Annotated in this window: 11 protein-coding genes and 2 tRNA genes; 6 read left to right on the top strand and 7 right to left on the bottom strand. The window is 39.9% G+C overall.

Annotated elements, in window-relative coordinates:
- Positions 1-92: 92 nt before the first annotated feature.
- The gene (locus tag M23134_RS25105) at positions 93-1,220 is read right to left on the bottom strand and encodes a leucine-rich repeat domain-containing protein (RefSeq protein ID WP_002700917.1); all 1,128 of its coding nucleotides are present in this window, start codon (positions 1,218-1,220) and stop codon (positions 93-95) included.
- Positions 1,221-1,649: 429 nt separating this feature from the next.
- On the opposite strand from M23134_RS25105, the gene M23134_RS25100 reads away from it, so the two are divergent.
- Entirely contained in the window at positions 1,650-3,371 is a 1,722-nt protein-coding gene (locus tag M23134_RS25100) for a sodium:solute symporter (RefSeq protein ID WP_002700906.1), read from the top strand.
- Here M23134_RS25100 and M23134_RS25095 read toward each other — a convergent pair.
- Positions 3,368-3,952 (bottom strand): tetratricopeptide repeat protein, encoded by a 585-nt coding sequence (locus M23134_RS25095; protein ID WP_002700904.1) that lies wholly within the window; start codon positions 3,950-3,952, stop codon positions 3,368-3,370. The genes M23134_RS25100 and M23134_RS25095 overlap by 4 nt on opposite strands.
- 289 nt (positions 3,953-4,241) lie before the next feature.
- On the opposite strand from M23134_RS25095, the gene M23134_RS25085 reads away from it, so the two are divergent.
- Both M23134_RS25085 and M23134_RS25080 read left to right on the top strand, forming a co-directional pair.
- A tRNA-His gene (locus tag M23134_RS25085) sits at positions 4,242-4,315 on the top strand.
- 164 nt (positions 4,316-4,479) lie between these two features.
- Positions 4,480-4,553 (top strand) — tRNA-His (locus tag M23134_RS25080).
- A 419-nt stretch (positions 4,554-4,972) separates the two neighbouring features.
- Here M23134_RS25080 and M23134_RS25075 read toward each other — a convergent pair.
- The 4 genes from M23134_RS25075 to M23134_RS41345 all read right to left on the bottom strand — a co-directional run bounded on the left by M23134_RS25075 (position 4,973) and on the right by M23134_RS41345 (position 10,680).
- Positions 4,973-6,616, bottom strand: coding sequence for a M1 family metallopeptidase (locus M23134_RS25075; protein ID WP_157558636.1), 1,644 nt, complete (start codon positions 6,614-6,616; stop codon positions 4,973-4,975).
- A 462-nt stretch (positions 6,617-7,078) separates the two neighbouring features.
- A complete protein-coding gene (locus M23134_RS25070) occupies positions 7,079-7,912 on the bottom strand; it encodes a M57 family metalloprotease (RefSeq protein WP_002700896.1) in 834 nt (277 codons plus the stop codon).
- A 907-nt stretch (positions 7,913-8,819) separates the two neighbouring features.
- Positions 8,820-9,209, bottom strand: a complete 390-nt coding sequence (locus tag M23134_RS25065) for a hypothetical protein (protein ID WP_157558635.1) — start codon at positions 9,207-9,209, stop codon at positions 8,820-8,822.
- Positions 9,210-10,536: 1,327 nt separating this feature from the next.
- Positions 10,537-10,680: a hypothetical protein gene (locus tag M23134_RS41345; protein ID WP_002700889.1), complete on the bottom strand. Its 144-nt coding sequence runs from the start codon at positions 10,678-10,680 to the stop codon at positions 10,537-10,539.
- A gap of 181 nt (positions 10,681-10,861) precedes the next feature.
- On the opposite strand from M23134_RS41345, the gene M23134_RS25060 reads away from it, so the two are divergent.
- Entirely contained in the window at positions 10,862-11,443 is a 582-nt protein-coding gene (locus tag M23134_RS25060; RefSeq protein WP_002700887.1) for a SiaB family protein kinase, read from the top strand.
- 85 nt (positions 11,444-11,528) lie between these two features.
- On the opposite strand, the gene M23134_RS25055 is transcribed toward M23134_RS25060, so the two are convergent.
- Entirely contained in the window at positions 11,529-11,984 is a 456-nt protein-coding gene (locus M23134_RS25055; protein ID WP_002700886.1) for a lipocalin-like domain-containing protein, read from the bottom strand.
- 346 nt (positions 11,985-12,330) lie between these two features.
- Here M23134_RS25055 and M23134_RS41340 point away from each other — a divergent pair, with 346 nt between their 5' ends.
- Positions 12,331-12,480, top strand: a complete 150-nt coding sequence (locus M23134_RS41340) for a hypothetical protein (protein WP_002700884.1) — start codon at positions 12,331-12,333, stop codon at positions 12,478-12,480.
- A gap of 162 nt (positions 12,481-12,642) precedes the next feature.
- The coding region (locus M23134_RS25050) for a tetratricopeptide repeat protein (protein WP_045114307.1) at positions 12,643-14,037 on the top strand (1,395 nt) is incomplete at its 3' end.

Below are 14,037 nucleotides of genomic sequence, written 5' to 3'. Positions count from 1 at the left end.
GGAGTGTGTAAAAAAAAGAAACGTGAAGGTACTACTTAGCCTTTGAAATAGCAATAACTCTCAGTTATCAATTGATAATTTACAGGCATTAATCAAACTTGTATCAAGGGATACTGACGGTGCACTTCACTGATCTTTTTCAGGGGTATTTGATTGTCACGCAGGTTAAAGGTTTTGAGCTTATCAAGTTGATAAAGTGCAGGGGGAACTGCTTTTAATTGGTTATTTTCTACCGACAACACCTCCAGATTTTTTAATTTGCCTATTTCCTCTGGCAACTCTGTGAGCTGATTGTTGTCTAGGTGCAAACTTTTCAGGTTTTGCAACTGACCTATGCCCCCAGTAATACTCTTGAGCTGGTTGTTGCGCAATGACAAATACTCCAGCTTACGCAGATTCTCTATCGATTCGGGCACCTTGTCTATGTGATTGTGGTCTACCTCCAGGGCAATTAAGCGCCACAAGCTGCCTATTTCTGAGGGCAAGATATGAAGCTGATTGTACTTCATACTTAGCTCCCTCAAGTTACTCAAACGCCCTACTTGCTGTGGAATATTCTGAATAGGCACATTATAAAGGCTTAAGTCTTTGAGCTGTTGCAATAGGCTAATTTCGGCAGGCAAGGTACTAAACACATTGGCGCCCAGCCAGAGCACTTCCAGGTGGGGCAACTCAGTAATGACTAAAGGAAAATCTTTTAGTTGATTTTGGTAGAGCTGTAACACTTTTAGATTGGTGAGTTTTTTAAAATTTTCGGGCAGGCTTTCCAAACTGTTGTAGTTCATCAGCAATTGCTCTAAACGGGTAAGCTGTGTGATTGATAAAGGGATTTGACGAAATTGATTTACATTCAGATCGAGCGTTTTTAGATGGGCAAGTTGTGCCAGGTCGTTGGGCAGGTTGGCAAGCTTGTTATGCCCCAAATATAAATGTTGCAACTCGGTCAGTTTGCCTACCCCCGGTAATAACTGCTCCATGTGTAACTCTGAAAAATTCAAGGCAGTGTTGTTTCGTAAAGCAGCGTATACTCCGTTCTGCAAACAAGCAATCCGTTTTTGTTTGGTTTCTGTGATTATTTCAAATACTTCTGCCAACATTCCGGTGCCCTCGTTGTCGGATGATACAGATTTTATCAATTGCAAAGCCAGTTCAAAATTGGCTTCTTCGTTGCTTTCAAGCAATTGCTTTATTTTTTGGGTATGGGCGTCTGTGTTTTTCAAAGTGCCATCAGGTCAAATTCAATAATATAGTTATCTGGAGGTATTTACTATGCTTAGGGTGTTGTACCACCGCTTTGCTTTTATTATGTCATCTAATGTATAGGTCAAAAATACATTTTTTTTACCATATTTGAGCAAGACCAAATCTATTCATTGAACGCTTTCACCCTGATTTGGTGTTTGGATAGTAAATAATCATAATAACCCCTGATGAAAAATAAGCACACTCTCACCAAACGCTGGGAATGGATGTATTGGGCAGTGTTAGCCAGTGCAATATTATACCCTGTATTGATGTATTGGTTTAGCCGTTATTTTGCAAGCTCATAAACCAGCTTACTACTATTGAACTAACAAGTTCTCTGACCCCAAAACCTGGACGTTTTTACTCAAAAAAAGTCAACCCTATAACAAAGCACATACAATATCATGACAATTACTGATTGGCTCATTCTAATTGCTTTTTTTTCCTTTACCTTGTGGGATGGCTTGCGAAAAAACAAAAGCACAAAAAGCGTAGAAGATTTGCTGCTTGCCAACCGTAGCATGCCGTGGTGGGCAGTTGGGTTATCAGTAATGGCCACTCAAGCTTCAGCCATTTCATTTGTAGGTACCGCCGGACAAGCCTATGTGCACGACATGCGTTTTGTACAGGTATACCTGAGCGTTCCCCTTGCTATGATCATCCTATCTATTACACTGCTCCCGTTTTATAACCGCCTTAGAATATTTACTGTATACGAAGCCCTCGAACATCGTTTTGGCTTAAAAGTAAGGCTGTTAACCAGTTTTTTATTTTTGCTTTCACGCGGATTGTCCATGGGGTTGGTCATTGCTGCCCCAGCGTATGTACTGTCTGTTATACTTCGGGTACCGCTCTCTTACACCATCATTGTTATAGGCATAGGCGCCACGGTTTACACAGTATTTGGGGGCATTACCGGGGTCATTCGTACCGACATCAAACAAATGGTGCTCATGATGGGTGGATTGGTATTCTGCTTTGTCTGGATTTGGTCAAAACTCCCTCAGGAAGTAGGTTTTACTGAGGCGCTCCAAATTGCCGGGGCAACCGCTAAACTCAAAACCATTGACTTTACCTTTGATGCTGCCGAAAAATATAACCTCTGGAGTGGACTATTGGCAGGCTTGTTTCTCATGTTGTCTTATTTTGGCACCGACCAATCTCAAGCCCAACGCTACCTTACCGCCAAGTCGCTCAACGACGCCAGAGGTTCGCTTATGATGACGGCTTTCGCCAAAATACCTATGATGTTTTTTATGCTTTTGTTAGGGGTTTTTCTCTATGTATTTTATGTTTTTAAAGAAGCTCCCCTGCTTTTTATTCCTAACCAGGCAGCACATACCGAGCAAGCGTCTACAGCAAAAAACACTTATAAAAAAGTTCATCAGTTGCGGGCACAGGCAGCCTACCAATACCTGAAAGCTCCACACCACCAGCCCACCAAACAAGCTTTTATAGCGCAAGATAGAGCGCTCAATCGTTTGCGACAAGCAGAGATAAAACGACAAGAAAAAACTACGGGAATCCGTAGAAACGACACCAACTACATTTTGCCTTACTTTGTGCTTACGCAAATGCCAGCGGGCTTGGTGGGCATAATCGTTGCCACTATTTTGGCGGCAGCCCTCTCAAGCATAGACAGTGGCTTAAATTCGCTGGCATCCAGTACTGTCATTGATTGGCAAAAACGCTTACATACAAAAGAAAAGCCCACGCATTATTACCTCAATGCGTCGCGGGTAGCTACCGCAGGTTGGGGCATATTTGCGGTACTTGCCGCACTTGCCTATGGCGAAACCGATTCTATAGTAGAGCTGGTAAATAAAGTAGGGAGCTATTTTTATGGGGCTATTCTAGGGGTCTTTGTCCTTATTTGGGTCAAGCCAGCCAATGGTTCCGGGGCTTTTGTGGGGCTTTTACTAGGTATGCTTACGGTATTCTTGTTTGACAACCTATACCTAGACACTGATACCCAGCAGTATCATTTTTTTGGCACACATGAAACACAGACTTGCAAAAAAGCTTTGGCTTATTTATGGCTCAACCCCATTGGTACGCTGAGCGTAGTTTTTTGGGGAGTAATTATTGGTATTGTTAGTAAATATAAAAACAAACGTGAAGGTTAAAAGGCATCCTGTTCATTTTCCATTTTGTGTAGCAAATAGTTGGCATCTTCATCGTGGTAACGAATGGCACGCTGAAAGTCTACCTTTGCCTCGTCGTAGTTGCCCAGATGATAGTTGCAACGCCCTTTCAAACGATAGGGAACTGCCTTATCTTTGAAATGCCATACTGCCTTGGCAAACTCTTCGTGCGCCAATTGATATTCTTCCAAGGCAAATAATGCTTTGCCCTTGATAAGGTAACAGTCAGACAAGCTATAATCATAATTAATGGCTTTGTCACAGTTATACATTGCCTCGTGCAGGTTGTCCATAGCAAAGTTACACCAGGCTTTATGTGCCCAGGCTACAGCACTTTTTGGGTGATGACTCAACACCGCGTCAAAAAAACGCAAGGCTTCCTGATAACGCTCCTGGTCTACCAGCTCAATGCCACGTTTATACTCTTCGTTTTCGCGCATGGTATTGGTAATATGGTGCCCCAACATTAGCCTGATGCCAATATATACGGTAGGAATGATAAAGTAAATGCCCAAAAAGAAAATCAGGGCAGCAAATGTCAGCAACAGTTGATACCAAGTCATAAGGTTACAATAGAATGATGTTTGTCATAAATAAAATACAAAACATTTGTGAAGTAGGAAAGTTCTTTATTCATTTTTTATTTTTCAAAAACTTTTATCTGTACACAAAGCACCTCTTTAAGCTCAGGTAAAATCACCTTTAAGGAGGAGCAAAAACTGTGTCTACAGCCTTGTATAGCTATGTTAGTGGTGTTTTTTATTTTTGAAATATTTTTTTCGGCAAGCCCTTGCTTTTTTAATTCATAATATATTACCTTTGTCATCCCAAACGGGAAATAAATATTAAATGGCAGCTGTAGCTCATCTGGTTAGAGCGCTGGTTTGTGGTACCAGAGGTAGTCGGTTCAATCCCGATCAGTTGCCCATTTTGCCCTCATAAAGTATTCGCTTTATGGGGGTTTTGTTTTGAGCAAACAACATTGTGTTTTGCTCGCTATTTTTTCTCCCATTTTCCGGGTTTAGGTCTTGCTTTTTTAACTTAGAAAGTATTACCTTTGCCAACCCAAACGGGAAATAAATATTAAATGGCAGCTGTAGCTCATCTGGTTAGAGCGCTGGTTTGTGGTACCAGAGGTAGTCGGTTCAATCCCGATCAGTTGCCCATTTTACCCTCATAAATGTGTTTCATTTTGTGAGGGTTTTGTTTTATCACCAAAACATTGGCATAAAAAGTACAAAGCTCCTGATGATTTGACTCAAACCATCAGGAGCTTTATTTTTTTTAAAGAAATCTCTCACTACTTAAGTGCTTCTAACTAGCAAATTCATAACCCGCTGAAAATAAGCATACTATGAATTTATTAGCTCTCTATGAACCGAATCTATTTCTAAATCCCGATTTATATTCATCGGGGCAGCAGCTTGCTGTGATGAGCTCAACACAGTTAAACAGGGTTTTCCTAGTGGAGGCTATGCCAATATCCCGCTTGCGGGGCACCGATATTCATCGGTATCTAAGGACTTGCGACTTGTCGCTTAAAGCTTGTCCCTGTTGTTACTTCCAACTATTTCTCCTCGCTTTTATTTTGACTTGTTTACTTCTTTGGTTTTTATATAAAAATCACGCACTACCTTAAAGTCTCCTTTTAACTTGGTACTTTTCCATTGCTGAGTAGGTTTCAACCAAACTGTTTTTTCTCCCATGGTTGTCTTCAATGGCATATCAAACCCTTTGACGCAGTTTGTCCAACGATAGCTCAATGTACCATTGTCTTTTTTGTACTCTAAAGTAGGTATTTGCTTGGTTCTTAGGTATTGATCAAACATTTTGGTTATTTTTTTACGCGATTTTTTAATAACATAACTTTCTATTTGCTGGGTAGTCACAGTTTGATGATAGAATTTTTTGTTCAGCCCTCTCAATATCTTGCGCCATTTTTTATCGTTCCCAATGATTACACGAATCATGTGCAGCAAATTGGCGCCTTTGTAATACATATCGCTTGATCCCTCGTTGTCTACATTATACACCCCAATGACAGGTCTGTCGTTGCGTATATTGCGGCGGGTACCCAGTACATATTCGCGGCTGGCTTTTGTGCCAAAATGATAGTCAAGGTATAGGTTTTCTGAATACGCCGTAAACCCTTCGTGTATCCACATATCGGCTACATCTTGGTGGGTAATGTTATTGGCAAACCATTCGTGCCCAGCCTCATGAACAATGATAAAATCGAACTTAAGCCCCCAGCCCGAACCACTCAAGTCGGAGCCCAAGTAGCCGTTTTTGTAACGGTTGCCGTAAGTTACCGAACTTTGGTGTTCCATTCCCAGGTACGACACTTCTACCAGTTTAAAACCGTCTTCATAAAAAGGGTAAGGACCAAACCAGTGTTCAAAGGCTGTAAGCATTTTTTTCACTTGTTTAAATTGTTTTTTGGCCTTATCAAGGTTATACTTCAATACATAATAGTTGCAGTCAAGCGTACCTTTTTCTCCTTCAAACTTTTCTGAAAAGTGGGCATAGTCGCCTATATTGACGTTTACCCCATAGTTATTAATGGGGTTTTTTACCTGCCAGTGATAGGTTTTGGTTTTGGCAGCTTTGTTATGATCGGTTTTTACCAGCTTACCATTCGAAACATCCATTAAGTTTTCGGGCAAGGTTACACTAATCATCATTCCATTGTCTGGTTCATCGTAAGGGTGATCTTTGCAAGGCCACCACAAACTAGCCCCTTCGCCCTGGCAGGCTACAGTAATAAAATGACGATTGTTTTTGTCACGTTTCCACACAAAGCCACCGTCCCAGGGGGCACGGCGTGCTACTTTGGGGGTTCCTTCAAAAAACACCGTCATCTCGCCTGTTTTGCCCTTAAGTTGAGGCGGCAAGGTTACCCAATATACATTGCCCTCGCGACTATACTTAAGGGCTTTGCCATTTTGTTGGACTTTGGTAATTTTCATAGGCTCTTGCAAGTCAATTTGCATACGTTGCCCGTTTTTCAATACTTTATACCTGATCGTGTTAGAACCAGCAATGCGCTTTTTTTCAGGGTAAACCTGTACCTTTAAATGATAATAGGTCAAGTCCCACCAGGCTCTTTCGGGGGTAATGCTTCCCTTAAGGCTATCTTGACGGGTAAATTGGTTTTTTTGGCTATAGGCTAATGAGGTAATAAACAACCCCATAATTAATGCGCCCAATGATAAACGAATTTTCATATCTATTTGAATCTATAATGTTTTCTGAGCAAAGAAGTCATCTCGCCTTTTAACAATGAATTACAAACGATTCATTTTGCTCGTTAACTTCGAGTTTTTTTATCACCGTAGCGTTGCTATGCTTCAAAAAAAACGCTTCGTTAGCAAACAAAAGCAATCATTTTCATCAACACCCTAAAAGACGAGATGACTTCAAACTATAAAAGGCAATTTATTCGGTTTTGTGGGTTTATTTAAAAAAATATCAAGAAAGTTAAGAAATAAACCAAGAACCGATAGTATTTTGATAATAGTTGCCAAAAAGCTGACACTGACAGCGTTCAGCAGCAATGCATTTTTCTATACAAGTTGGGGACCATTCAAGGCATTTCTGTAACATTTAGAAAGCAAAAGTGCCCAATGTCTAAGAATAAACATTGGGCACTGACCTACATAAGCTTACTATAAATCCTATAAAAATTCTTAGAAGTTACCTTTATACATCCAGTTAAGTGCTGTAACATCGTCAGCGTTAAAATCACGGTTACTCCCCGCAAAGCAAGCAAGCATCCATGAACCAGCCGATACAGAAGCTCCTGAAGGAGTACCCGGAATTTGGATAGCACCTACGCCACCGTCACCTTCGTCGTTGGTAGAGCCACCACAACTGATAGAGCGATCAAAATAATCGGTATGACGGAAACCAATGCAATGCCCCATTTCGTGTGCCATTACCGTAGCAATGCCATCTACCCCATAAGACAACCTTCCACTTAGTTTAATTTCACCAAAAGGATTCCCATTTTCGGGGAAACCAGCTGAACCTAACACCCCGAAAAGTTCAAGGAACCAGCTCAAGCGAGTTACTTTAATGTCGGCCTCAGAGCTGTTGGTTGTTCTCTGAAAAGTTAAGTCAAGGTTTAACTCATTATAGCGGGCAATCGCTTCGTTTACTGCAGCTACATAAGTAGAGTTAAAATTGGTACCAATATACACCTTGATCAGTCTGCCACCATTAGAGTTTACAACATTGGTAGTACGGTACTGCTCTTCTTGACCAGCCCTTAATAAAACTCGACGCTCTGCTTTTTCGCCTAGTCGCCGGGTAGGAATAAAAATATCATTTTCAACAATATAACCATCATCTGTTTTGAGTACCCCTTCGGTAGAAAAACCCATGGCTTTGATTTGGGTCAAGACTTCGGCAGAAACCTTCTCAGGTTTAGGCGTATTGTCTTGCTCTTTTTGTTGGCAGGAAAAGGTAAAGAATACGACGGTCATTAAAACTACCGAAGATAATTTTGTTAAAAGCTTCATAATATTTTATTTTAAGTACAATAGTGTAATATATGCGTCAAAAGTACTAAAAAAACACTCACTGTCAATATATAATTCTGAAACTAAACTTTTAGATCAGTTCCTAAATATTTAGTTTTATTATACAACTAATTGATATACAAAAAGTTAATCAATGAAATTATGCACTAAAAAAAAGCGAAAAAAAGTGAGTGATTGACCAATACAAGAAGCAATAAGAGATAGTAAAATGCCTGATCAAAACATTGAATGCTACTAAACCAACGGCGGCAAAAGTTGACTTGTGTTGTAAAAAGTAGGGCTTCTTATAAAAAATGAGAAACCTCTCTGAAGCTTGCAAAGTTCGAGGTTCCGATCGGGCATGGAGACACTGCCCTCTGAGGGCAAGCTAGGAGCAGGTGAGGCAGGGAAGTTAATCAATGAAATTATGTACTTAAAAAAAGTGAGTGACCAACATAAGCTGCAATAAAATGCCTGAGCAAAACATTGAATGTTACTAAACCAACGGCGGCAAAAGTTGACTTGTGTGTAAAAAATGGTAGGCGCTCTAAAACAACTACACCTGAGCAAATCTGGGTAATAAAATCAACTGATTTTTGCTCAAAAAAAATCGATAGGCTTTTAACTACTCTTTTTATAAGTCACTGAAAATCAACGTGATATAAAAGTGTAGTTACCTATGAACCGAATCTACAGCAATTTGCTGTGATGAGCTCAACGCAGTTAAACAGGGTCTAGCACCGATATTCATCGGTATCTAAGGACTTGCGACTTGTCGCTTGAAGCTTGCCCCTGTGGGTGCTATGTAGTCAAGGGGTCGCTGTACCCCCCCCCTTGACCTGATAAAAAAAGCGAACAAGTTGATAGCTTCTATGTATGGTAGGTTACTCAAACCCGAGGCTATATATCAACTATCATAAAAACCTCCCTTGCCTCCATCTTCTTCATCCCAATACTCTCCTGCTTCGGTTTCAAATCCAGCTTCATCCGCCTCATCAAACTCGTCATAGTCTACAAGTGGTGCATAGTTTTGACGTTCGTAAAAATCTTCGCGCATATAGTAATGCCAAAGGGCATAGTTTCGCTTTTCGCCTGGTCGCCAGGTTGCCAAGTCACGCGTGATGGTGGATGGTTTCTTACCCTGCTTTTTCATTTCTTCCGCATAGGCTTCTGTGCTTACTATTTTGCCTTCCCAGTGTACGGAGTGATCTTCGCAAATAGGCTTTTGGGTAATGGCACATTGCCTCACTGCTGGATTTTCGCACTGACGTAGTACAAAAAAACCACGTTTCATCATACAAGGGGGCTTTTTACTTTTTTTGGATTTTTGAGGTTCTTGATCCATCTCGACAAGGTTTTTTACATTTGAAATATAGCTATAATGCAAAGAGAGTTACAAGTTTTACCCTTACCTTTTAGGCAAAAAAAGCTTTAAACACCAGGAAACAGCCACCAAGTGCGCTATTGTCAAACTATTTTGGTCTTTTTATGAGAGAGACTACCATTCATAACTCACTACAATTCATTATACAGTACGCTGTATGATTTATTTTATTTTCAATAAACTTATTAGCAAATTTTCACACTCATTTGTAGTGGTTATTACATATTGGATACATAGACATTCCCTCCCCTTATTTTTACTTACTTGCTTTTAAAAACCCAGCATTTGTCTTAGGCGTTGCCTGTTTGCCCCAGGTTTTAACTGAGGGTATGTTCAGGGCAAATCCCGCCTCATCATTCCCTTTGTTTTTATTTTGTGCTTACCTCATAGCTTTCACTTATTGACTCCCTGTTTTCTTAAAGTATCTCTTTCTAATAACTTCACCTGAAAAAAATCTATCAACTTTGTCTCCAGCACTCACCATAAAATGTAGCGTCAACATCTAATAAAACAGGGGCTTACTTATTTTTCACTTAAATGAAATCTCAATATAACTCGCTCATTATCAGCTAATTTATATTACAGCAAATTTGTAAAAGGTAGCACTAAGCCTTGCAAGTGGTTAGCCAATTCATGAATGATAAATCGACGATAGAAGCAGATACAACACCCCCAAGGCTTAAAGAAAGCAGGGCAAATCCACCCACTTATTGCTTTACCAAATTACAACTTGAAGGCAACACATACTGTCACAGCCTACTCCCGGCGATTTAATGCACTCACAGGATTTCTTATTGGCGGCAACACATGGGCTGGACTACTTGCTTGAGGTGGATGTTTAGCCTATGATTTGTTTTTGAGAATTACTCAATATTCCCCGTTAATTTTATGCTTGTCTAAGCTTGGGGGTTTTGCCCAATGCAGGCAGTAAATGCATGTGTTGGAAAGTAAAGTTTTTTGTACTTAAGGCAGTAAAACATCTAATATTTAGTCATTACCTGAAGTACTAAATGAATAGTCAAAACTCATAGTATCAGGTAAATGATTATATTAGGGTATCAATATATGTGTGAAATATGCGTTTTAGGTGTGGGATAACTCACCAAGCCTTGGTTTGGGGGGAATAGTTATAGAATAAACCCTGAAAAGACAGTATGTGTAATCACATAAAAAAACCACTCCTCAATTTGAACAATTAAAGAGTGGCTTATAAATTACAATACGACATAAGATGTATTATTTACTTTTGACGAGCAACTAGTTCTTCCAGTTTGGCAAGTGCTTTACTTGTTGAAGAATTAGTTGGGGCAACATCCATTGAACGAAACAATTTACGGTTTCTGAAATGTACCATTTTTTTACTTTTTAAATTATCCTTTTTCATTCTTTAATAAATTTGGTTAGGGTTTTGTACTACATTGCTAAAGTAACAAATTGTCTATCGAAAGTTGTATCAAAGTTTTGCTTTTAAAGTACCGATGTAATAAAAGTTACATAAAAAGTGCCAAAATACTCATCACAAAGCTTTGAGTAATTGCAGATCATAAAATTTAATCTTCCTAAAAATGAAATACGTAGAGGATCTCAGAAAGTTAATGGTTGACAAAAAACTGATTCTAATTTATGAAGGAACCATTACCCATGATATAATGGTGTCACTTACTAAATTGGCAAACAGTAAGCTGGACGCTCTAGAAGAGGTATTTTTTATTAAGAAAAAAATCATTAATGTAATGGTGGAGTGCTTACAAAACATTGTGCGCCATTATGAACAAGAAAATTTCACCCCTCAACTCGACCCTGAAATATACAGTCCAGTATTCTTGATGGGCAAACGAGCCGACGAGTACATATTGGCATCGGGCAACCCTATCAACAATAAGGACGCTGAAATACTCAACAACAAACTAAAGAATATAAACGAAATGGAGAAAGGCGAAATTCGCAAACTCTACCGTGAGATTGTTCAAAATATGGAACTATCGAGCAAGGGAGGCGCAGGATTAGGCTTTTTGGATATGGCGCGTCGTTCGGGGCAAAAACTTCAGTTTGGGTTTGAGGCAATAGATGAAGATCATTCATTCTTTTATGTCATGACCATCATTAAAGTACCCAAAGAAGAAATACCAGAGGTAAAGACAGCCTAAAATAGTACATAACATCTACCCCCAAGGCCTTGAAATGACTAAGTCATTTCAAGGCTTTTGTACTTTAGCCTGGTCAATACAAGCATTATTTACTTGCAGGAACCATAGTCAATTCCATTTTTTTTCCATCGTCATCAATAGCTTCAAACTTAAATTTTTCGTTGCTTAGCTCAAGTATGGTCATTTTCCTGTTTTTGCCTTCAGTGTTCATAGTCAACACATTTTTTTTGAGTTTCCAGGTGGCTTCTTTGTTTTTTTCGCCAAATAAGTTGACAGTCGCCTTACCCCCAGACTTAAACTCAATGCGCATTTTACCAATCATTTGCTCCATATAAGCCGCAAAAGCTTTCTTATCGGTGTCGTTCATTTGGTCATACTTTTCCTTTTGCTCAGGCGGCAAACTTTGAGTAATTGACTCCAGTGAGATTTTCCAAACCTTGATCAAGTGTTTTTTTCTTATTTTTTGGGCTTGGGCTTGTTGTACTTGCACTACCAACAACAAGGTAAGTGTTGCTAAAAGAATATTGAGTCGTTTTTGCATTGATTTTACTGTTTAAGAGCTTGTTTAAATAAGCAGCAACCAACAATTAACGATAAATGACCAGTAGGTTTAACTATTCATTCTACGCTAATTACAAGTGCCAATTGTATAATTTTATTTTAGTACTTAATACCAATAGTCCGCAGTGATTTTAGTCAAAGTTGTTTGCTGTTTATCAGTTATTGATGAATTTAAAAACTATTTAATTGGGTGTTTGGGCGTAAAACCGAAACACTTTTAAAAATAAAGTGAGTACGCAATCTTAATATAAAATACTGGTTTACAGCATTTAACAAGGTGAACATTTACTCGAATCAGCTATGGACTATTGTAATACACCAAAGGTATGGATTACTTTGGAGTAAAAACACAAAAATCAAAGGGAAAACTTGCTGGAGAAGAATATGTTTTGACACACCCACCACTTGGCACCAATCCAATGGGCGGGTTTATAATCACAGGAGAAGTAGTACCCAATGATTCATATACAAAATAAGATAAAACCCTTGGGCCTTGAGCTGATGGATAACTTTGTTGTATAATACCATCAAAACTGCCCTGTTTTACATACCAATTCACTCAAACACTTACAATCCTCTCTTTTTTTGTTAAGTTTACGCTCAATCAGGTAATTCAATGAACAAAATACTGCTAAGCCATGGAACATAAAGGCAATGAAAAGTTGGAAGACTTTGTAAAAAAAGTGTTGAACTTGCAAAAGAAAAAAGAGACCAGTGACGAACAACTATCAGAAGAAGATCTTTGGGAAATAGCTCAGGTAATGGGGCTGGAAGCCAAAGACCTACAAACCGCCAAACAAAACTACCTTACCCGTGGCAAACAACACCTTGCCCACCAAAACTGGCAAAATGCCCGCAAAGAATTTGAAGAATTACTCACCATTTCGCCCAAAAACGCAGAGGGTACTTTTGGGCTGGCGCTGGCGCACGAGGGCTTGTGGAAACAAAAAGGCAATGACACTGACAAGCAAAAAGCCATAAAGCTTGCCGAAAGGGTGTTGGAGGTTACCCCAAGCCATACCCAAGCGTATGAACTCATCAACCGGATGCAAAGACCCCAACCTGGTGCTCAAGCAAACCAAGGCTTTGATTTCGATTTTGACGAGTTGTTTGACCAAGCCATGCGTGGCTCACATACTACCAGCCATACCCACACTTCTACTACAGTCGTGAAAACCTCCAGCAGTAGCAGCAGCAAAAGCAGCCGTTGGATATTTGTGGTATTACCGGTGATCATATTATCGGTCATGGGGTACAGCATGCGCAGCATACTTTTTGGGGTTCCTCAACATAACAGAGTACAAACTAAGGCTACTAAAGTTGTAGCCACTAAAGATGGGTTCGTGAGTTGGGTATTAGAAGAAGGGATAGTAATGAAGGGAGGCATGAGCCACACTTATACGGCACGTATTATTGGGCATCCCAGTGGAAGCAAGTTAGCAACAATCACCATTGCCGAAGGAGTAAAAATTACCAGTAGGCTTGAGTTGATGCGGGTAAAAGATCAAATATTGGTCTTCAATGCCGATCAAATGATACTGGAGCTAAGAGACGCACGCACTGGCAAGGTAACCGAAGACCTGATGGAAACCATTGAAGCAACGCCCGAACTGGTCAAAGGTGTAGGTACCATTGCCAAAGAGGGGTATTGGTTCAAGGTTACTTCCAGCACTAACCAAGTATACTACTATTCGCCTTATTTCAAAACATTGGTCACCCGCCCTGACTCGAACCTTCGCATAGAAGAGTACCTGTGGTGGACACAAAAGACGGGCAATGCTACCCGTTTGTCTCTGGTGAAAACCAAAATAAGCCCCCTCAGGTATAACACCGAAAAGAAAAAACAAACCAGTGGCATCAACCCCAGAACAACTCAACAAATAGGGCAAAGCACCCAGAGTTATATCAAGGCAAAGCTAGTATATGGCAACGAGTACTTTTGTATTATTTTGCACAACGATAAGGTGGGTAAAGATGCCCGGCAAATACTCACCGCTATAGACCGCAACGGTGAGGTAATGTGGGAAAATATG

Source organism: Microscilla marina ATCC 23134 (assembly GCF_000169175.1).
Taxonomy (GTDB): domain Bacteria; phylum Bacteroidota; class Bacteroidia; order Cytophagales; family Microscillaceae; genus Microscilla; species Microscilla marina.
This window is presented reverse-complemented; position numbering and strand designations above follow the sequence as displayed.